General features: G+C 46.6%; 20 protein-coding genes and 1 pseudogene. 18 read left to right on the top strand and 3 right to left on the bottom strand.

From position 1 onward, the window contains the following. Positions 1 to 60 precede the first annotated feature (60 nt). From DOT_RS15670 to cimA, 3 genes are all read left to right on the top strand, one after another. Complete coding sequence (locus DOT_RS15670) at positions 61 to 771, top strand: hypothetical protein (protein ID WP_009620712.1); 711 nt, start codon at positions 61 to 63, stop codon at positions 769 to 771. Positions 772 to 1,432: 661 nt separating this feature from the next. After that, positions 1,433 to 2,065, top strand: a complete 633-nt coding sequence (locus DOT_RS15665; RefSeq protein WP_009620707.1) for a redox-sensing transcriptional repressor Rex — start codon at positions 1,433 to 1,435, stop codon at positions 2,063 to 2,065. 631 nt (positions 2,066 to 2,696) lie between these two features. Beyond that, on the top strand, positions 2,697 to 4,289 hold the full coding sequence (gene cimA, locus DOT_RS15660; RefSeq protein ID WP_009620703.1) for a citramalate synthase: 1,593 nt from the start codon (positions 2,697 to 2,699) through the stop codon (positions 4,287 to 4,289). Between the two features lie 383 nt (positions 4,290 to 4,672). On the opposite strand, the gene DOT_RS29785 is transcribed toward cimA, so the two are convergent. Next, positions 4,673 to 4,858, bottom strand: a complete 186-nt coding sequence (locus DOT_RS29785) for a hypothetical protein (protein ID WP_139024224.1) — start codon at positions 4,856 to 4,858, stop codon at positions 4,673 to 4,675. A 125-nt stretch (positions 4,859 to 4,983) separates the two neighbouring features. Here DOT_RS29785 and DOT_RS15655 point away from each other — a divergent pair. The 10 genes and pseudogenes from DOT_RS15655 to minE all read left to right on the top strand — a co-directional run bounded on the left by DOT_RS15655 (position 4,984) and on the right by minE (position 13,714). Beyond that, positions 4,984 to 5,246, top strand: a pseudogene (locus tag DOT_RS15655) (DUF4321 domain-containing protein). A gap of 1 nt (position 5,247) precedes the next feature. Then, a complete protein-coding gene (locus tag DOT_RS15650) occupies positions 5,248 to 5,904 on the top strand; it encodes a Maf family protein (protein WP_009620696.1) in 657 nt (218 codons plus the stop codon). Continuing rightward, positions 5,855 to 6,538, top strand: a complete 684-nt coding sequence (gene radC / locus DOT_RS15645) for a DNA repair protein RadC (protein WP_009620694.1) — start codon at positions 5,855 to 5,857, stop codon at positions 6,536 to 6,538. Before DOT_RS15650 ends, radC begins: the two co-directional genes overlap by 50 nt. A gap of 230 nt (positions 6,539 to 6,768) precedes the next feature. Further along, complete coding sequence (locus DOT_RS15640; RefSeq protein ID WP_009620692.1) at positions 6,769 to 7,788, top strand: rod shape-determining protein; 1,020 nt, start codon at positions 6,769 to 6,771, stop codon at positions 7,786 to 7,788. Positions 7,789 to 7,806: 18 nt separating this feature from the next. Next, positions 7,807 to 8,676 (top strand): rod shape-determining protein MreC, encoded by an 870-nt coding sequence (mreC, locus tag DOT_RS15635; RefSeq protein ID WP_009620690.1) that lies wholly within the window; start codon positions 7,807 to 7,809, stop codon positions 8,674 to 8,676. Next, positions 8,676 to 9,182, top strand: coding sequence for a rod shape-determining protein MreD (mreD, locus tag DOT_RS15630; RefSeq protein ID WP_009620688.1), 507 nt, complete (start codon positions 8,676 to 8,678; stop codon positions 9,180 to 9,182). Before mreC ends, mreD begins: the two co-directional genes overlap by 1 nt. Before the next feature lie 340 nt (positions 9,183 to 9,522). Next, positions 9,523 to 11,643, top strand: coding sequence for a penicillin-binding protein 2 (gene mrdA / locus DOT_RS15625; protein WP_009620684.1), 2,121 nt, complete (start codon positions 9,523 to 9,525; stop codon positions 11,641 to 11,643). A gap of 113 nt (positions 11,644 to 11,756) precedes the next feature. Beyond that, the gene (minC, locus tag DOT_RS15620; RefSeq protein WP_009620682.1) at positions 11,757 to 12,440 is read left to right on the top strand and encodes a septum site-determining protein MinC; all 684 of its coding nucleotides are present in this window, start codon (positions 11,757 to 11,759) and stop codon (positions 12,438 to 12,440) included. Positions 12,441 to 12,611: 171 nt separating this feature from the next. Next, entirely contained in the window at positions 12,612 to 13,406 is a 795-nt protein-coding gene (gene minD, locus DOT_RS15615; RefSeq protein ID WP_009620680.1) for a septum site-determining protein MinD, read from the top strand. A gap of 29 nt (positions 13,407 to 13,435) precedes the next feature. Beyond that, complete coding sequence (minE, locus tag DOT_RS15610; RefSeq protein ID WP_009620678.1) at positions 13,436 to 13,714, top strand: cell division topological specificity factor MinE; 279 nt, start codon at positions 13,436 to 13,438, stop codon at positions 13,712 to 13,714. A gap of 157 nt (positions 13,715 to 13,871) precedes the next feature. Here the strand turns inward: minE and DOT_RS15605 are convergent, their stop codons facing one another. Further along, the gene (locus DOT_RS15605) at positions 13,872 to 14,231 is read right to left on the bottom strand and encodes a toxin-antitoxin system HicB family antitoxin (protein ID WP_009620676.1); all 360 of its coding nucleotides are present in this window, start codon (positions 14,229 to 14,231) and stop codon (positions 13,872 to 13,874) included. After that, positions 14,221 to 14,478: a toxin HicA gene (locus DOT_RS15600; RefSeq protein WP_348982150.1), complete on the bottom strand. Its 258-nt coding sequence runs from the start codon at positions 14,476 to 14,478 to the stop codon at positions 14,221 to 14,223. The genes DOT_RS15605 and DOT_RS15600 overlap by 11 nt, the downstream gene beginning before the upstream one ends. Before the next feature lie 177 nt (positions 14,479 to 14,655). On the opposite strand from DOT_RS15600, the gene rodA reads away from it, so the two are divergent. The 5 genes from rodA (at position 14,656) to DOT_RS15575 (ending at position 20,881) form a co-directional block, all read left to right on the top strand. Next, positions 14,656 to 15,858: a rod shape-determining protein RodA gene (gene rodA, locus DOT_RS15595; RefSeq protein WP_050809892.1), complete on the top strand. Its 1,203-nt coding sequence runs from the start codon at positions 14,656 to 14,658 to the stop codon at positions 15,856 to 15,858. Positions 15,859 to 16,279: 421 nt separating this feature from the next. Then, complete coding sequence (locus DOT_RS15590) at positions 16,280 to 17,059, top strand: M23 family metallopeptidase (RefSeq protein WP_009620669.1); 780 nt, start codon at positions 16,280 to 16,282, stop codon at positions 17,057 to 17,059. A 259-nt stretch (positions 17,060 to 17,318) separates the two neighbouring features. Then, on the top strand, positions 17,319 to 18,194 hold the full coding sequence (locus DOT_RS15585; protein WP_009620667.1) for a M50 family metallopeptidase: 876 nt from the start codon (positions 17,319 to 17,321) through the stop codon (positions 18,192 to 18,194). Positions 18,195 to 18,320: 126 nt separating this feature from the next. Next, positions 18,321 to 20,177 carry a TIGR03960 family B12-binding radical SAM protein gene (locus DOT_RS15580; protein WP_009620665.1) on the top strand — a complete coding sequence of 619 codons (1,857 nt, stop codon included), beginning with the start codon at positions 18,321 to 18,323 and terminating at the stop codon, positions 20,175 to 20,177. Next, a complete protein-coding gene (locus DOT_RS15575; RefSeq protein ID WP_085930988.1) occupies positions 20,174 to 20,881 on the top strand; it encodes a TIGR03936 family radical SAM-associated protein in 708 nt (235 codons plus the stop codon). The genes DOT_RS15580 and DOT_RS15575 overlap by 4 nt, the downstream gene beginning before the upstream one ends. The last annotated feature ends 28 nt before the right edge of the window (positions 20,882 to 20,909 follow it).

Genomic DNA, 20,909 nt, shown 5'->3' with positions numbered 1-20,909 from the left:
ATTAAAAACATATCTTCCGGTAAAAGGACTGTCCAAGCAACACGGAAGGGGAATGGAAGCATGCAAGGGAGAAGGAAAGGGTTAGAGCGAATTCGAATTGTCATTGTCTTAATCTTGGGGATGATGGCCTTGGGTTTACTGACGTTGGGGATTGGTAAGGTTTATTTGGAACTCGTAGGGCAATCCAGTCGTGTGAAGGCAGAAGGATCACAAAAAAGCCAACAAGTTTCCAATACCCTCGATGGAACAGTACTAGTCCTTCCAAAAGCGACGTTTTGGACTTGTCAGGTTGGCGTTTTTCAAAATGAAACGAATGCGCAGTTGACGAGAGAAAGACTTCAGGTGTTAGCCCTTGATGCCGAAGTGTTAAACGCTAATCCCTGGATAGTTGGTATAGGCTTGGGTCATTCAGCAAACGAGCTTAAACGGATGCGACAATTCCTTGCCGAAAAAGGAATCCAAACCATTCCGAAACAAATAGAGCTTCCAGAACGGTCATTCCGTGTCGCCGGAAATGGTTCACAACTAACAGCAGAACTGTTAACAAACGTCAATACGATACTCCAAAAGGGGATGACGGCGGAGGTTCTGGCCAAAGAAGAGCAGGCCTGGAATTCCTTGGCAGGGGAGCATCCACCAAAAGAATTGGAAGCACTTCATCAAATGTATAATCGAATTCGGGCAAAAATCAATAGTGAAGATCAAAACGCTTTGGGATTGTCACTATATTTTGAATCTCAGAGGGTTATTAATAAGTTTTCTGGTAAATAATAGAGGGAGAAAGTGTCTTAGCACGGTCGCACACGTTCCATTTGCTATTCGCTTGTCGCTAAGGCTAAAACGCAAAACCTCTGGGCTTTCTGAATGTGAACCGTTGCGTTTCTTAACGCCTTATCGACTGCGCTCATTGACGCAAATTCCACTAAAGCGCTCCCTAAGCTAAGAAACTTCCTCCAGGCTTGTGGGTCGACGAGGTTAGGACGACGTGAGTGTTGTGGGACTGTTTGCGTCTTTGACTCAAAGGCGCTTCTGGATGCAAGTGGGGACGGTTCTTGGTAGCATGCGTGCGAAGACAGTGTCTTCGGGCGATGCTCTAACCTCGAACGTCTTGTTTGAGTCTTGGACAAGTCCCGTTGCGTTTCTTAATGTCTTATCGACTGCGCTCATTGACGCAATTCCACTAAAGTGCTCTCTAAGCTAAGAAACTTCCTCCAGGCTTGTGGGTCGACGAGGTTAGGACAACGTGAGCGTTGTGGGACTGTTTGCGTCTTGGACGCAAAGACGCTTGAATAGATGTAGAAGGTATGGTTTCAAGGATTAGAATGTTGTTTACATATTCACGGGAATAAATACGCAAATTGTGTTTTTCCTGGATAGTGATATAATTAACTATCTATATTTGACAAATTATAGTGAGAAATGAGGGAACCAATTGAAAACGCTAAAAATTCCAGAGGCGACAATTATTCGACTATCAGTTTATTCACGTCATTTGACTGAAGTTGATCGAAAAGGAATTATAACCACCTCCTCGGGAGATATTGCTGATGGAGTCGGCGTTAGTCCTGCACAAGTACGGAAGGATCTGGCCTACTTTGGGGAGTTTGGGACAAGGGGTGTTGGGTATAATGTTAAAGATCTCCGTCAACATATTCTGAGGATTCTTGGTTTAAGCGTTGATTGGAGTGTGACCCTGGTTGGGGTGGGGAACTTAGGATTGGCCTTGAGTTCCTATAAAGGGTTTAGTGAACGGGGTTTTATTATTACGAGTATTTTTGACTCAGATCCCAGCAAGGTGGGAACAATGATCGGCAACGTGGAGGTTTTGCCTATCGATCGATTGGCAGAAGTGGTGAAACAAAACCGCACGCAGATCGGTATTGTCGCTGTGCCGGCGGCTGTGGCGCAAGAAATCGCTGATCAATTGATCCAAGCAGGTGTACAAGCTATCTTGAACTTTGCACCAGTGGTACTAAACGTTCCGCCTGAGATCGAGCTGCGCAATGTTGACCTAGTGGTAAATCTTGAGGTATTGACATTTAATGTAGGTGCTCAGTGGTTTTAGGACGGCTTGGGTCGAGCAGATGTGCGAATTGCCCGTTCACATGCGCTCTGTTGCTGTTTACTTAACTACAAAACAAGCCGCCAAACCTCTGGGCTTTCTGCATGTGAACCCATGGCTTGCTTATCGTTTTGTAGTGTAAGTTGCACTTGACGCAACGCCGCGAACATGTTCACTAAGCAATTCACCCCTCTGCTTCGGTACTGCACCGTGGGGTTGGGAACGAGGCGGGGATGATGCTTGTTTGCCTTACAGCTGCCCGTGAAAGGAAACGCTCTTTAACTTGGTTCAATATTCTGTGATTGAACTGTTGTGTATTAATGGGTATCTGTCGTATAATAGCACCATGAAGAAGTGTATCTAGGGTTCCGCCGCAAGGGTCTGGTCCGAGCGATACTGGTTGGATGGTGCCAACTACACCGTGTGGGAGAAAAGCCCCGTGGCAAGTTCTTTGGAACTCGGCGCGGGGCTTTTTAGTACTGTCAGAAAGTATAAGTTTTCTTTATACTTATCAGAAAGTATAAACTTCGTTTACATACTTTCTGTATCATAAGTGCAACTAGGCAGCCGCCTGCGCTAAGGCTTAGCGCCAACCAAGTTTTCTATAGATGCGCTAAAAAAAAGGAGGAAAAGTATGAATCAAAATCAGGAGAAAAAGAAAATTACAGTGTACGATACGACGTTGCGAGATGGGGCTCAGGGTGAGGGGATTCATTTTTCAACGCGAGATAAGTTGAGTTATGTGAAGCGGATAGAAGAAATGGGGAGTCTTTATGTGGAAGCGGGTTGGCCGGGTGCAAATCCACGCGATGAAGAACTTTTCCAGCTCGTGAGCGAGTTGCATCTGTCGCAGGCACGTATCGCAGCGTTTGGGAGCACCTGCAAAGTTAATGAGTCTCCAGAGAAGAGTAATATCTTGTTGAATCTGCTCGCTTCAAAAGCTAAAACGATCACAATCTTTGGGAAGTCATGGGATCTGCATGTTCGTGATGTATTGCGGACAACTCGTGAGGAAAACCTGCGTCTGATCCGAGAGTCCGTTGCTTTTTTGGTTTCCCAAGGACGTGAGGTTTTCTTTGATGGCGAACATTTTTTTGATGGATTTAAAGAAAATCCGGACTATGCTTTGAAGTGCATCGCTGCTGCGCTTGAAGCCGGGGCGTCGATGGCGATTTTATGTGATACAAATGGAGGATGTTTGCCCGGAGAAATAACCGAAGGGGTTCGGGCCGTTATGCAAGCATTTTCGCCACAAGAACTTGGAATCCACGTCCACAATGATGGGGGTCTAGCCGTCGCCAATTCCTACGTAGCAGTGGAAGCTGGGGTAACTCAAATTCAGGGGACTTGGAATGGGTTCGGGGAACGCTGTGGTAATGCTAATTTAAGTACTCTGATACCTTTATTACAAGTCAAAGGGGGATACTCGGTCGTTTCTGATTCGGCTTTGCTAAAGATCACTCCCTTTTCACGTTTCGTTGCCGAGCTTACCAACGCGCCCTTTGATGATCGTCAGCCGTATGTGGGGCGCAGTGCCTTTGCTCATAAAGCGGGTATGCACGTGGATGCGATCCTTAAGAATCAACGTTCCTTTGAGCATATGGACCCTGCTGGGGTGGGAAATGAGCGTCGTATTCTAATCTCAGATCAGGCCGGGAAGGCTAATATCTTGGAACGTTTGCAGCGTTTTGAACCTGCTATGAGTAAGGATGACCCTCGAGTTGAAAAGGCGATGGTCGAGATCAAAGAGTTAGAACACACCGGGTTTCAATTCGAAGCAGCTGAAGGAAGTCTCGATCTATTATTACTACGGATACTTGGCAAGTTCCCAGCTCCACCGTTTGAAGTATTAGATTATCATGTTTGGAGTGACCCCTTACGAGGAGAACTTGATTCTGTCGCGGTGGTCAAAGTCAAAGTCGGTGAACAATCAGTACAAATTGCTTCTGAAGGAAATGGTCCCGTGAATGCCTTGGATACGGCATTGCGACAGGCCCTCGTAAGTTTCTTCCCGATTTTAGGAGAGAGTGAACTTGTGGATTATAAGGTGAGGGTTCTCGACGGTTCGCGTGGAACAGAAGCCATTGTGCGGGTTATCATCGATACTCGCCTGGATCAAGAAGTTTGGGGAACAATCGGCGTGTCCAAGAATATTCTCAAGGCTAGTGCCCAGGCTTTGCTTGATGCGCTGATTTGGACGATTTGGAGAGGGACTGCAAGGAACTAAGGTCTTTCAGCCAAAGCGGCGTCCATGCCGTAGGGAAAAAATTGCGGAAAACAATAAGTGATCACGGCAAAGGGAATATATCGTCAGACTAAAAGTGAGGAACAAGTGAACGGAAATACAGAAGAGGCGTAAAGCCTTTTCTGTATTTCCTTGTCTTTCCACCCTAACTCTGGTTGGGACGAAGAGGATTCTTTCTGATGAAACGGGAGCTTACACGGTTAGTTTGCTCTGCGTCGTAAATACTGAGCGCTGTGTCACACAAGTCCCCCCGTTCTCCGTCCCTCTCCTAATTTCAGACGGTGCACATGAAATGTGCCGTCCTCCCCAACATTCCGTTCCCCGGACCCAAGCCCAGGACGCAGTGTGACACGAGCGCGAAGTCTTTACGTAAGCAGCCCAGCAAACTTCCGTTCAAGCGACCGACCCCAGACACGGGGCAGTGCACAAGGATGTGCACTGCCGCCAGTGAGCCAAGGATGGCTCATCTGGCGGGCACCCCGCTCCCCAAAGTCAGGAGCTTGAACGGTTAGTTTGCTCTGCGTCGTAGGACTGAGCGCTGTGTCACACAAGTCCTCAAGAAGAACGGTGTCGAACTTGCGTAGTAAAGGGGAAGATGCTATGCTACAATTATACGATGCATAATCAGGAGAGATAGGCTTTGGATGGATTACTATAGATGGAAGGGGAAAAAACAATGGCGGTTGGGCGAAATTCCTCAGGCTCAGGAAGAACCGTGTTGCTCATTCTGATCGGTGCTGCCATGGGGACTTTAGTCGGATTTGGTTTAGAGAAATATGGAATTTTCGCGCCGTTTTTGCGCCCAGCCGTCATCGATGTACCCTCCCATACTTACTTGGATTTCTTTTTTTCTCCCTTTCCTTTGGTTTTCGCTTGAGTATTACCATCGCAACAATTTTGGGAGCATTTGGAGGATATTTATTGTCAAGGAAGTGGTAATATGCTCGTACTTGCTTCCTCGTCTCCACGAAGAGCAATGCTGCTTTGTGAGCGAGGTTATGCCTTTGAAACGATCAAGGCTTCTGTTTCAGAAGCGTTGCCAGAAGGGATGACTCCAGAAATTGGGGTTAGACATTTGGCTATACGCAAAGCCCAAGCGGGTTTAACTCACTGGTTAGATCTGGGAGGAAACATTCAGGATGTTGTTTTAGGGGCGGACACGATGGTGGTCCTTGATGACTGCATTTTAGGAAAACCGTCAACACCCGTGGAAGCGGAAAAAATGCTGCTAAGGCTCAGTGACAGGACACATGTCGTTTTGACCGGTGTGGCTTTGCTTTCTGGATCAGGAAGATTGGAAGCGGACGTGGTGCAAACCGTCGTGCGTTTTCGGCAGCTTTCTATGGAGGAAATCAAAGAATACGTAAGCAGTGGAGAACCGATGGACAAGGCTGGGGCGTACGGTATTCAGGGGGAAGCAAGGAAATTTGTCGCATCGTTTGAGGGATCATTGACAAATGTGATTGGCTTACCGATGGAATATCTCTTGGAACATCTAAGGGCGTGGGGGATTGAGCAGACAAATATCGCTTCACGCGAGGTGGAGGATGGATTATCGGCGTTTAAAGGATTTACCGGAGGAACTTCTACCACGTGAGCGACTTTACCAATTAGGCCCTGAAACATTATCAAACTGCGAAATTCTAGCGATCTTACTTCGTACCGGTACCAAGGGAGAAAACGTTTTAACGTTGGCAGAACGCATTTTAGTGGAGGTCGGTGGGCTCTCTGGGTTAGGAAAGCTGACAGTCCATGATTTAGCTCAAATACATGGCTTAGGCAAAGCGAAATCAGCGGAAGTGAAGGCTGCTTTGGAACTGGGGCGTCGTTCGGTTTCTGTTGATCCAATGTCCCGGCCTGTGGTCAATTCTCCCCAAGATGTGGCGCACATAGTTATGGAAGAGATGCGTTTCCTTGATCGTGAGCATTTCCGGGTTGTCTCTTTATCAACGAAGAATCATGTTTTAGGAATTAGTTCCGTCTCGATTGGTTCGCTCAATTCCTCTTTAGTTCACCCACGAGAGTGTTTCAAAGAAGCAATTCGGCGTAACTCCAACGCCATTATTTTATTGCACAATCACCCCAGTGGCGATCCAACACCCAGCCAGGAAGATATTGAAGTAACCCGTCGTTTGGTTGAGGGGGGAAAGATTCTTGGGATTGAGGTACTTGACCACGTGATTATTGGCGACAACCGATTTATCAGTTTAAAGGAACGGGGAATCTTGTAGTGGTTCGATATTCGATATTCGTTGTTCGAACTTGAATTCGATTCTGCGAATTGAAGGACAAAATTAAAGTATAAGGTTAATGACTTTGGGCTTTTAAAATAGTGTACAAACTCTGTTGCTGGGATTTGAATCTCAAAACCTCGTGTTTTGGAATTAGGTAGATTACAGAGCGATCGGGTATACTTATCCTATAAAGTGTAAAGCGTGACTGGAAGGAGTTATAGCAAACAATGTTTAATTTTTTTAGCAGGGACTTAGGAATTGATTTGGGAACTGCAAATACATTGGTTCATGTGAAGGGAAAAGGAATTGTTGTACGGGAACCCTCCGTTGTGGCGATAGATATAACGACTAAGACCCCTTTGGCCGTTGGTGACAAAGCCAAGGAGATGATCGGGCGGACTCCGAGTAATATCGTAGCAATTCGGCCCTTAAAAGACGGGGTTATTTCTGATTTTAATGTAACGCAAAAAATGCTGAAATATTTTATTAGTCGAGCTCTAGGGACGGAGCACCCCTTTATACGGCCACGTGTGGTTATTTGTGTGCCTTCAGGTGTAACTCCGGTTGAGGAACGTGCGGTCAAAGAAGCAGCTATGGCAGCTGGTGCGAAAGACCCGATTATTTTGGAAGAGCCTATGGCCGCAGCGATCGGTGCCGGTCTTCCGGTTAGTGAGCCAACGGGGAATATGATCGTAGACATCGGGGGAGGTACCACAGAAGTAGCTGTTATTTCCTTGGGGGGAATTGTTACAAGTCGTTCTATCCGTGTGGCAGGCGATGAAATGGATGATGCTATCGTTGCTCATATTAAAAGACGTTATAATCTAATGGTCGGTTATCGTACAGCAGAATCATTGAAATTTGAAATCGGGTTTGCCTACAAGGCCGAACCCGGCATGTACACAGTGCGCGGACGGGATTTATTAACGGGACTCCCTAAAACTGTGGAAGTGACTTCTGAAGAAATTCAAGAGGCTCTGCAAGAGCCAGTCATGGCCATTGTTGATGCAGTGAAATCCTGTCTGGAAAAAACCCCCCCAGAATTGTCTTCGGACATCATGGATCGAGGTATTATGATGGCCGGTGGGGGTTCTTTACTCCGCAATCTGGACAGGCTCATTTCAGATGAAACAGGTATAGCGGTGCACATGGCGGAGGATCCACTATCCTGTGTTGTCAATGGGACTGGGTATGTCCTGGAAGATGCAGATATCCTCCGTAAAATTGCCGCCTCGCAAAAGAGTTAAAAACAGCGGGGAGGAATTATGGTGGCGAAAAGAGTTAATGTAACGGGAATTGCGGTTCTCGTTTTCTTTCTGTTGTTAGGCGTACTTATTAGTATTCGACTAACAGGGCTGGGCAGCAATTTTCCGAATCCGGTTGGGGGAGTTTTGCAGCGTGCTTTAAGCCCGATAGAAGCGGCTATTCTTGAGTTAGGGACTGGTATTCGGGATAATACGAAAGCATTGTGGGACTTCCGAGAAGTCCAAACCGAAAACGAAACCCTGCGCAAGCAAGTCGAGCAATTAACGGGAGATAATCTCAAGCTCAAAGAACAAGTCTTGGCAGGTATACGTTATACAGAACTTGATCAGGGACAGTTTCGCAGTCCGTCTCTGGATAAGTTTTCTAAAATTGGGGCCAGTGTTATTAATCGCAATCCTAACACTTGGTATCGGACATTGACTTTAAACCGTGGAAGCGACGATGGGGTTACTGCGAATGACCCGGTCATCGGTGCTTTAGGACTGGTGGGAAAAATAGTTTCTGTTTCCTCGACAACCTCTGAAGTGTTGATGATTCTCGATGGGGAAGGGCAAGTGAGTGCTTTGGTGCGTGGCAGTACCGGCGAAGGAACCTTTGGCATTGTGCAAGGAACTTATAAGCGCGGTTCCCGCCTGACTCCGGCAGGGAATTTGCAAATGCTTTTTCTTCGCGAGGACAATGTCAATGCTGGAGATCTAGTGCTTACTTCAGGGATTGGTGGAGTTTATCCCAAAGGTGTCCCAATTGGGAAAGTAACGAGCATTCAGCTCGACCCTTCTGGTTTGCTCAAAACCGCTTATATTGAGCCGCTGGTTGACTTTGATTCCTTAGAAGAGGCGTATATCGTTAAAACACCGGGGGGAAAATAATGCGTTATGTTTTGATCGCGGTGATGTTTCTCCTGAGCCTTATTTTACCGGGAACTGTCTTTCATTTTTGGTCATGGTCAGGGATTAAACCGGATTTACTTATGCTCTTAACAATCTATATAGCGATGCATCATCGGTGGCCTTCGGGCGTGTTATGGGGATTGGGTGCAGGCTTATTGGAAGATTTATATTTGGGGCGGTACATTGGCATGTATACGGTCACCCTTGCAGTGGTTGCTTTTTTGAGTTATTGGCTTGCGGAGCGCTGGTATCGGGAGAACTTTCTGCTGACAACCTTTATGGTTTTTATCGTGACCATGGTTGGGCAAGCTGTAGTGGCTTTTTTGAGTCTGGGAGCTGGTCTTCACTGGTCTTTAGGGGATATTGGGGAGTTAGTGATTGGGGTTGCCCTCTACAATGCGGTCATGGTGCCGGTAACCTATCCGTTGATTCACAGGTCTTTTCTGCATGGATGGTTGCGTTATCGGCCGCGATATGAACGATAGGGGGGGAGGAAGTGTCTTAGCCCAGTCGCGCACGTTGCATTTGCTATTCGCTTGCCGTTAAGGCTAAAACTCAAAACCTTTGGGCTTTCTGAATGTGCGCCGTTGAGTTTCTTAACGCCTTATCGTCTGCGCTCATTGACGCAAATTCCACTAAAGCGCTCCCTAAGCTAAGAAACTTCCTCTGGGCTGGGGTCGACGGGGTTGGGACGACGTAAGTGTTGTGGGGCTGTTTGCGTTTTTGACGCATAGGCGCTTCGGCATGCAAGTGGGGACGGTTCTTGGTAGCATGTATGGTCGCATGGTTTAAAGAGATAAAATGTTTCGAAGAGGAGTTTTTTGAATGGATGAAAAGGAACGAAAACCTTATGTTCATCGTCTTTGGGGTTTAAGTGTCGTAGTGGTTAGCGTTTTTTCGATTCTGAGCTTTAATCTTTGGCATTTGCAGATCGCTCAAGGAACCTATTATGCTGCTAAGGCAGAGGGGAACGTTATGCAGCTTGTTAAGGTCCCTTCGACTAGAGGAGATATCGTTGATAAGAATGGTACCATTTTAGTGACGAGTGTTCCGGAGTTTGTTCTTAACATAGACTGGTTGGATTTGCAGCAATCGAAATCAAGTGATTGGAAAGATGTTGTGCGACGTTTAGCCGGTTTTATTAAACAGGAAAAGGGTTGGGCTAATGCTAATCAGTCAGTTGAGTCGATCACCGAGGATATATTGGTTAATATTCAGAATCATCAATGGGATCGTTATCGTCCTGTAACGATCTTGGATCATGTTTCTCAAAATCTCCAAGCAGTTATTGCTGAACACCAGGAGGAGCTTCCGGGTGTAAGTGTCGATGCGATTCCGGTGCGTTCCTATCCTAAACATATCCTAGCCGGTCAGATCTTGGGATACGTTCGGGAGATAGGGGAAAAGGAGATTGCGCAGTTTAATCAGAATGCCGATGCGCAAAAAGCAGGATTTAAATACGAACAGGGAGATTTGATCGGTAAGGATGGGGTTGAGAGATCTTATGATTTTTGGTTGCGGGGTGTGGAGGGTGTTCAACAAGTTGAAGTAGACAATAGTGCCCGTCCTGTTTCCAAAAAAATACTCAATCCCCCAGAAGCGGGGAAGACACTCCAACTGACGATTGATGCTGACTTACAAAAGGCTGTGGAGGATAGTCTTGATGAGCGTATAGCTGATATTCAAAAGACAAATCCGAAGGCCCATTCCGGTGCGGCAGTCGTGATAGACGTTAATACAGGCAAGATTTTGGCCATGGCTTCTCGGCCTGCTATGGATCCTAACGATTTAATCGGCACTATTTCTCAGGCTGCTTCGGACAAGTATTTCACCAATAAAGTTGTACCAGCGGCTTCCCTTAACCGGGCGTTGTCCGGTACGTATCCTCCGGGATCAGTCTTTAAGATGGTGACAGGTATGGCCGCCTTGAAACTCAATCTCGCAACTCCGGATGAACAGATTGATGACCGAATGTCCTCCTTGGGAAGTGCAAAATCTCAATCAGGAGGTTTTCCAGAATGGGGAGGAAATTATTTCGGCTGGGTCAATCTGGCAAAAGGTCTCGCCAAATCCTCGGACATTTATTTTGAGGTGATGGGACGCCGCGTTTTTGATGCTAACCCAGAAGCTATTAAACAGGTTGCCAATGAATTCGGGTTAGGTGTGACTAGTGGTATTGATCTGCCTGGCGAAGCCAAAGGAATCGCACCCTCAGCAGAATGGAAAAAGGCGTATTTTGGTCCTCAATATGAGAAGTTGCGCGATCAGAAGTTGGCTGCGATTGAGAGCGAATATGCTCCCAAACTAGCTGGTGCCCCAGATGCAAAAACAAAGCAAAAGTTGCAAGCCGCGAAAGATACAGCGATTAATCAGGTTAAGTTTGAATACAAGCAAAACGTCAGTCGATATGTTGACTGGTTGGTCTATGACAGTTACAATAATGCCATTGGGCAAGGGTATAACACCTATACACCTTTGCAATTGGCCAACTACGTTGCAACGATCGTCAATGGTGGAAAACACTATCAACCGTATGTCGTTGATAAACTCTTAGATCCAATTACTAAGAAACCGGTGTTAGAAAACAAACCTAAGGTTCTAAACGTTGTATCCGTCTCGCCTCAAGATTTGGATAGTACAAAACAAGGAATGCGCGCTGCGGTGTCGGGCAGCGGAGCGAACGCTGGGACAGCTCAATTTATCTTCGCAGATCTGCCGGAATTTACCGGCGGGGCTAAGACCGGAACGGCTCAAACAGGAAACGTTGGTACAAACTTAGAAAATGTCTTCAATGGAATGTTTGTCGCCTTTGCTCCCTATGATCATCCCCAAATTGCCTTCGCCGGAGTGGTGGAATATGGGAGTCATGGTGGGGAAACAGCAGGTTACGTCGCTAAGGCGGCCTTTATGAAGTATTTTGGTTGGAAGTCCACGAATGGGGGCTAAAAAACGAGGAAATTTGTCCTCGTTTTTTTAAATTGTAAAAAGGGAATTGGGACAGGCTTGTAGAATTTATAGGGAGCATTTGAATTAAGACAAGCGATGGGGGATTGTGCAGGTTGACACGGACTGAACATGTGGCACTTAAGGGAACCCGCGAAGGATTAGTCCTATACTTTGATCCAGCTGCGGACTTTGGATTGCTGATGAATGAACTCGATAAGCTCTTAAAGAATTCTGTTCAACTCCTGCAAGGCGCGAGCGTCCGGTGCTATGCTGGAAACAAGGAATATACTGAGGACCAACACATTATGTTAGCCACAGTCCTAGAACAACACCAGTTGGAACTCGCTGGATGGTTGACTAAGGAAGAAGTGTATGTGCCAGGCCAAGCAAAGTCCTATGCAACAGAGGATAGAGAAACCCGCCTTGCAGATGAAGGGATGGTGGAAGGTCGCTGTCTCTTTGTGGAACGCACACTTCGTTCTGGGAAGAGTGTTCAATTTGAGGGTCATGTAGTTGTTCTCGGTGACGTTAATCCCGGGGCGGAAATTATCGCAACCGGCAACATTGTCGTTTTGGGTTCCCTGCGAGGGGTTGCCCACGCTGGAGCGACGGGTGAACGGAAAGCCTCAGTGAGCGCTTATCATTTAGCCCCTACTCAATTGAGGATTGCAGATTTGGTGACCAGAGCACCGGATGAAGAAACCGGCGGACGAGGTCCGGAAATCGCCAGAATCAAAGACGATCAGTTGATTGTAGAAGCGGCGGGTATGAGTGGTTGGCGTGGCAAGGCCCGGTAACGCGATGTTCGATGTTCGAGGTTCGTGGTTCGAGCTTAGAATTCGATTCTGCGAATCGAAGAACGGAATTCATCTTTAAGGCTTAAAATTTTCTGCGAACATTGTTCGCTTCTATTCGAGCATCGAACATCGAACTTCGATAAAAGTCTATATGGAAAGGCAGGTCTATATATGGGTGAGATAATCGTGGTGACTTCTGGTAAAGGGGGCGTAGGCAAGACGACAACATCCGCAAATATTGGCACAGGACTGGCTGCCGCAGGGCATAAGGTCGTCCTGGTTGATACGGATATCGGTTTGCGAAACCTTGATGTGGTGATGGGACTGGAAAATCGCATTGTTTACGATTTAGTCGATGTGACCAGTGGAAATTGTCGCCTAAAACAAGCGCTCATTAAAGATAAACGCTTTACGAATCTTTTTTTGCTGCCAGCTGCCCAAACTAAGGATAAATCATCCGTAAGTCCCGAGCAGATGGAAACCTTAGCCAAGGAACTCAAGGAAGAATTTGATTTTGCAATTATTGATTGTCCCGCAGGAATTGAACAAGGCTTTCGCAATGCCATTGCCGGTGCAGACCGAGCGGTTGTCGTGTGTACGCCAGAAGTCAGTGCCGTGCGTGATGCAGATCGTATTATTGGCCTCTTGGAGGCGGCGGAGCTAAGGAATCCGAAATTAATTATTAACCGGATTCGCCCTGAAATGGTTAAACGTGGGGACATGATGGATATCTCAGATATTCTGGATATTTTGGCGATCGAACTTATCGGTGTCGTTCCGGAAGACGAGAGCATCGTGATTTCTACGAACCGGGGCGAACCCGCTGTTTTGGATCAAGGGTCTAAAGCAGGAGAAGCTTACCGACGGATTACCAGACGAATTAAAGGGGAAGAAGTAGCCCTGATGAATCTGGATGTGCCCTCAGGACTTATGGATAAACTTAAGAAACTTGTGGGTCTACGCTGACCGGTCGGAACTGAGAGGAGGAATCGTCCTTGTTAGAATTTATCAGCCGAATGCTTGGCAAGGAAAGTGCCTCGAGCAAGACGGTGGCTAAAGAACGTCTACGGCTTGTTCTGGTTCATGATCGTGCCAGCATTTCGCCTGCCATGCTGAACAGATTAAGGGAAGATCTAGTCAAAGTTATATCGAATTACATGGAGATCGATGAAGCGGCACTCGAGTTTAATCTACTTCAGGATGATAACGAGGTGGCTTTAGTTGCTAACATTCCAGTCGTAAAAATGAAGAGAGACTATGCGGCCAAAGCATAGGCAGAGTTGGGGCACAATGAATTGTGCCCCAACTCTGCATGATACTTATTAATTCACAGCAAATCTCGGGTTAACAATAATTATTGTTAACCCGAGATTTGCTGTGTGAATTATAGTGAGAATTAAGAGGTGAATTCTCACATGAATATCTGTTATATCAGCCTTTAAATCCAGCACTTCTCGAAAGATGATAAAGAATTAATTGATTTAGACTTATATTTTCTTTTTTGGCGAGTTCAGATAAATATTTGTGAAGGCTCTTTGGGACCCGCACATTAAATTTCCCTGAGTAATCTTCTTTGACCGGTTCAGGAATTTCGATGCCTTGTTCTAAAGCTATCTCTATCCATCCCCTTTTGGCGTCCTCGATCATGGCCAATGCTTCATCAGCGGTCTCAGCTTGGGTAATGCAACCAGGCAGATCAGGTATTTCAATAACATACCCTCCCTCTTCAGCCGGGTATAAAGCGTATTTATACGGGAGAGCTAAGTAATACTCAATCCCTTTATTCGTCATCGTTAATCTCTCCTTCCAACAGTTCGATGGCCCGTTCAACGTATGTAGCTTTAATATGTGGTTTGTGAAATGGGACCGATAGAAGCTTCTTACCCTTTGTGTAGTAATAGTGACTGGTGCCTTTGGATGATTGACGTTTAGAAAATCCGAAATGGATTAATATTTTGTCTAATTCTTCGAATCTTACATTTTTAGGATTATTTCGAATACGTTCGAGTAGCTTTTTAAGCTTGCTCAATAGCTTCACCTCCCACAGAAATAGTACCATATATGGTGGCGAACATCAAATGTATCTAGAGAAAAATGACTCTTAGCTTTAATTAAAATCCGAACGCCACTTGTTGGATTCTTTTTTTGATGCAATCGCAAAATCGTACCTCGAACCTCGACCCAGTGCTTTGGGTCCATTACATTATGTGTTATAATGGGCAAGAATTCGCTTAATAATCAGAGGGGAAATTATCACGTGGATAGACGAACATTAAGAAATTTAGACTCCTTATTCATCTTAATTACGATCCTGTTATTAGCAGCCAGTCTCTTTATTTTAAGCACGGCTTCGATCAATGTAGATAAAGCAAATCCTCTGCATTATGTAAAGGTACAATCCTATTGGATTATTAGCGGGATTTTCATCACAGCGCTCCTCGCAGCGATTGATTATCAAAAATGGCGACGTTTGCGGTGGTGGATTTATGGCCTTAATATAGTCTTGCTTTTGGCGGTAATTATATTTGGTTCTACGGCTAAAGGGGCAACGCGTTGGATTCCGATCACATCTAGTTTTAGTATTCAACCTTCGGAATTTGCCAAAATCTTTATTATTATTACCCTTGCTGATTTTTTAGCCGACCGAAAAGGAAAGCTCAATAATTATAAGGATTTCGTAGTGCCATTTTTGTTTGTGATATTCCCCATGCTTTTGATCTTTAAGCAACCGGACTTAGGGACAACCCTGGTTTTTGCGGCTATATTTATTGGTATGATGTTTGTTGCGGGAGCAAATCCCTGGAAATTCGGTGGTCTGTTACTTGGCGGAGTTTGCATCCTAGGGGTATGGCTGTGGCTTCACTTCGCAACCAACTTACCTGGCTGGCTCCATTGGGCTCAGGGATTGCCGATACCTTTGGAAGATTATCAGTTAAGGCGCCTAACCATTTTCATGAATCCGGCTGCGGATAAGTCAGGAGACGGATGGCATATTCTGCAATCGCTCTGGGCCATCGGGTCCGGAGGGTTATGGGGAAAAGGGTACCGCATGGGAACACAGGGCCAGTTGAACTTCCTACCGGAGCATCACACCGACTTTATCTTTTCTGTGGTGGGAGAAGAGTTCGGCTTTATAGGGACAATCACTCTGCTCTTCCTCTTTTTGATTTTTATTATACGAAGTATTAGTATCGCCCTGAAAGCGCGGGATACGTTCGGAATGCTAATCGCCACGGGCGTGATTTCCATGTTTACCTTTCACATTCTGGTCAATGTTGGTATGACCTCTGGAATAATGCCTGTGACAGGTATCCCTCTGCCGTTGATCAGCTATGGAGGAAGTGCCATGTGGTCGAACATGGCAGCAGTCGGATTACTGCTAAGTGTCAATTTGAGACGCCAAAGACTCATGTTTTAGCGAGGATCTAATCGAGGTTCGTGGTTCGATGTTCGAGGTACGAATCGAAGCGAACAAAGTTCGCAAAATATTAAAGACTTAAAGATAAAGACAGAAATAAAATCCGTTCTTCGAATCAGAGAATCGAATTCAAAGTTCGAACCACGAATATCGAATATCGAATATCGAATATCGAACATCGAACCACGAGTAGAGCTGCACAGCAGTTCTATTTTTTTTGCCCTCTCATAGACTATTAAGGGATGTACGAGCCTGATCGTGGTTCGATGTTCGTGGATCGTGGTACGAATCGAAGCGAACAGAGTTCGCAAAAGATTTGAAGCCATAAGGATTTTAATTCCGTTCTTCGATTCGCAGAATCGAATTCACAAATCGAACAACGAATATCGAACCACGAACCACGAAAGTGAGGTTGAGAAGGATGAATCCTTTTGAACGTTGGGATGACTGGGAATGGGAACGAGCGATCCATGAAGTGGGGAAAGAACAGGGGCGGGGTAAATCGGCACCACTCTATCATCGTCAATCTGGGCGTAATCGAAGTCCAGTCAAGTCGGGTTGGGGGAACTTATTGCAACATTGGAACGGAACTCAGAAGCGAACGTTGATAGCCGCTGTGCTCTTTCTCTTAGTTTTCTTTAGCGCCAATAGTTCAGATGGGGTTTCCCTTACGGTTCACTCGCTATATCGGAGTGCGATGGATTCTGGTAATTTTTACGGAGCTTTGAATGGCATGGCCAAAGATGCTTTGTCACTTGGGGGTGTTAGCAATAAGGGCGTGCCCGTCGATGCGAAGATGAAAGGTCAGTTTTTGGCTCCGCTTTCAGGCGCCGTTGTTGCCGGGTTTGGAGAGGTCGGAGACGGGGGGAGCAATGCCTTGGGTTCAGTTCATAATGGAATTGATGTGGCAAGTGCTTTGGGGACCCCGGTGGTTTCGCCGGCTGCTGGGGTTGTTACCTTAGTGGGAGACGATTCTCAACTCGGAAAGATTGTGAAAGTGGACTTGGGCGATGGCTGGACCACTGTCCTGGGGAACCTGGGCGACATTGCTGTCCAAAAAGGTCAGCGGGTCAAGAAAGGGGATGTTCTTGGAGCAGTGGGACTTTCTGCACCTCTGAAGAAACCCTGGCTGCATTTTGAATTAAGAAAAAATAACCAACCGGTCAACCCGATACCTTATCTCATACCGCCCAAATCGTAGATCGTGGTTCGAATCGAAGCGAACAAAGTTCGCCCAATAAATTAAAGCCTAAAGATTAATTCCGTCTTCGATTCGCAGAATCGAATTCACAAATCGAACCACAAATATCGAACCAGTGGATTGTGGTTCGAAGCAAATATAGTTCGCCAAAATATATTAAAGCTTAAAGATCAATTCCGTTCTTCGATTCGGAGAATCGAAATTCAGAGTTCGAACCACAAATATCGAACATCGAACCACGCCTTAAGGGGGAGGAAAAATGGAGCTCGCAAAAATTAATGGGATGAGCCTTCGAATTCATCCCACATTTCTGTTGGTTTTGGTAGTCTACGGAGTCCTGGGTTTAGTAGCCCAGGCTCTTCTCGTCTTTAGCTTGGTGCTCGGGCATGAATTGGCGCATCTTTTGACCGCTAAAGCCTATGGTTTTAAAGTCGTTGGCTTAGAACTGTTTCCCATTGGTGGAGCGGCTTATTGCGATGATCTCTTTGAGGGTAGAAAGCTTGAGGAAAGTGTGATGGCTTTAGCCGGTCCAGCCTTTAACGTGGCGCTCCTATTTGGGGCTCAGGTGTTAAGGTGGCATGGGCTGTGGACGGGAGAGCTGGCTAATGATTTTGTCCGGTATAACTTTTGGCTGGCAGCGTTTAATTTAATCCCCGTTTTGCCGCTGGATGGTGGACGTGTCCTGCGAGCAATTTGCGCGGAAGGGTTCGGATTCGTCCGGACTACGAAGTTCTTGGCCAAGTCTGGTCAATGGCTGGGCGTTCTTTTTGCCCTCTACGGAATAATTCTATGGAGTCAAGGAAAATTTACAGAAGGATCGCTCACCTTAATGATTTTGGGGGGATTCTTCTGGTTTGCTGGTAGTAAAGAAATTTCAGCTGCTCATATTACGTTTCTCCGGCAATTGACCCGTAAGAAAGAGGAATTGGTAAAGAGAGGGCTGATGCGTAGCAAATGGCTAACCGTTCACCGGAGTACTCCGCTGGTACGAATCGTTGAGGAATTTACCCCTGATCGCTATGCTATGGTCTCCTTGACGAATGAAGAAATGGGACTGGGTAAGATACTGACCGAAACAGATGTGGTGGAAGGAATGATGCGGGAGGGAATTCGTTTTCCAGTGGGGAAACTATAAGTTTAGAAGTCATAATAGCGCGGGTTAGAGGGATGGGATAAAGACTGAGGTTGAAACATGTAAAATTAGGGAATTTATGATATAATCTAAGATCACAATGTAGTACAAGGAGGCCTCGTTGACAGCATGAGTAAATTAACTGCGGCGGAAGTACGCCGGCAGGTCGAACGGTTCTTACCCAAGGTCTTGAAACCCAGCCGCTATTTAGGATCAGAATGGAATGCGATTCGCAAAGACTGGGAGCAAACAGAGGTCCACATGGCCTTTGCTTTCCCGGATGTGTATGAAGTTGGAATGTCCCACTTAGGAACAAGGATTCTCTACCACTTGGTCAATTCGTACCCGGAATTTCTTTGTGAAAGAGCGTTTACTCCTTGGGTGGATATGGAAGAGATGATGCGGGAAAGGAATATTCCCCTCTATGCTCTGGAATCGTTTCAACCGCTTAAAGAGTTTGATGTGGTCGGATTTACCCTGCAGTATGAGATGAGTTATACCAATATACTCAGTATGCTCGATTTAGCAGGAATTCCGTTGCGTACGGAAGAACGCGGGATCGACGATCCTTGGATTATTGCCGGAGGCCCTTGTGCCTTCAATCCGGAACCCCTCGTTGGGTTTATCGACTTCTTCCTCCTGGGGGAGAGTGAAGAGCAGTTGCCTGAAGTGCTTCGCCTTATCGCTGAGCAAAAGAAGAACCCTCTGCCTCGGAACGAATTTTTAGTCCGGGTTGCCCAGGTACAAGGGGTTTATGTGCCGGATTTCTACCATGTAACCTATAAAGCCGACGGGCGAATCGAGAAGATTGAGGCTGAAGCGGGTGTTCCAGCCGTTGTGGAAAAGGCCATCGTGCAAAATTTGGACCAAGCGTTTTTCCCCACTAATCCGGTTGTCCCGTACATGGAAATTGTGCATGATCGGATGATGCTCGAAGTCATGCGCGGCTGTTCCCGAGGGTGCCGTTTTTGTCAGGCAGGCATGATTTATCGACCAGTTCGGGAACGTTCTGTGGAAACGCTGCTGAAGCAAACCGAGGAATTGGTGCGTTCGACGGGATATGATGAGATTGCGCTCACTTCGCTTTCCAGTGGGGATTACACCTGCATACAACCGGTCATTCAGGCCATCCTTGAGAAACATGGGCCCGCAAGGGTCGGCGTTTCACTCCCCTCACTGCGTGTCGATTCGTTTGACGTTGATTTAGCTGAGACAGTTCAGAAGGCTCGCAAATCCGGCTTAACGTTTGCCCCGGAAGCAGGCTCACAACGCTTACGGAATGTCATCAACAAAGGGGTTTCGGAGGAGAATCTATTAAATGCTGCTGAGGCTGCCTTCAAAAAAGGCTGGTCCACCATCAAATTATATTTCATGGTGGGATTACCGACAGAGACCCAGGAAGACATCGATGGGATTGTCGATCTGGCTAAAAAAGTCGCCAATCTGGGAACTAAGCTGGGACGTCGCAATATTACGGTGACAATCTCTACGAGTATCTTTGTTCCTAAAGCGCACACGCCCTTCCAGTGGGAACCGCAGGAAGCCAAAGCTTCCGTGGAATTAAAGCAGAGATATCTCAGAGAAAAATTGCGAGATCGCCGTTTAAAATATAATTATCATGATATAAAGACAAGTTATCTGGAGGCAGTCTTTGCCAAAGGAGATCGGCGCTTGGCTCCGCTTTTGGAATGGGCTTACCGCCATGGAGCGCGTTTTGATGGCTGGTCAGAGCAATTTCGGGAAGATGTGTGGATGGAGGCCTTTAAAGAGTTAGGAATGGACCCTCATTTTTATGCTAATCGGGCGATGGACTATGATGATATTTTACCTTGGGAGCATTTAGAGAGTGGGGTGACAAAACAGTTCTTGGTGCAAGAGCACCATCGAGCACTTCAAGAAGCAAAGACTATCGATTGTCGGTATGATGTATGTACTGGGTGCGGAATTTGCCCCGGCAGAGGGGTTCAGATTGAGTTGAAAGGGTGAGTGCCATGCGGCTAAGAATCGCCTATACCAAAGTTGAAGATGCAAGATATATCGCACACCTGGACTTGACACGGGTGTTTGAGCGTGCGATTCGTCGGGCAGGGATCAATATGTCTTATACGGAGGGCTTTAATCCACGTCCGAAAATTTCCTTCGGTTTCGCCTTGGCGGTTGGAACAGAAGGGGAACGAGAGTACGTGGACATTGATATCCAACGTGATATGGACTTGGGGGAAGTATTAGCACGTATTCAGGAGCAGTTGCCACCTGGTATTCGGCTCTTGCAAGGTCGTGTCTTGACTCAGGGTGCAAAACCCTTGATGGCAGTACTCAATGCAGCGAGTTATAAGATGCGCGTTCTTATGGCTTTGCCGATTCTACCGGAACGTTTGCAAGAAGCGGTTGGAGCTTGGCTGGCCAGGGAACATGTGAACTATTCACGTTATTCAAAAAAAGGGCCAACGGATAAGGACATTCGACCTTGGGTTAAGCGATTGGAAGGCGAAATCCATGGGGACGAGATTACCTTCGATCTGGAGGTCGAGATGGGCAACGCGGGGAGTGTCCGGCCGGAGGAAGTGCTGGCCAGTTTGCGGGAGCTGGAGAATTTGCCGTTGGATTTGGAGGCTTTGCATGTTAAGCGGACGGGCGTCCATGTGAGTTATCAGGGCGAGAATAGCTCGCCGTTTGAGGCGGCTTGGTGAGCGTTCGGGGGCTCCGAGGGGCGATTTT

Origin of the sequence: Desulfosporosinus sp. OT (assembly GCF_000224515.1) — a bacterium.
In the GTDB taxonomy this organism is placed as follows: Bacteria; Bacillota; Desulfitobacteriia; order Desulfitobacteriales; family Desulfitobacteriaceae; genus Desulfosporosinus.
The sequence above is the reverse complement of the archived record's forward strand: the minus strand, read 5'-3'. Positions and strand labels throughout refer to the sequence as shown.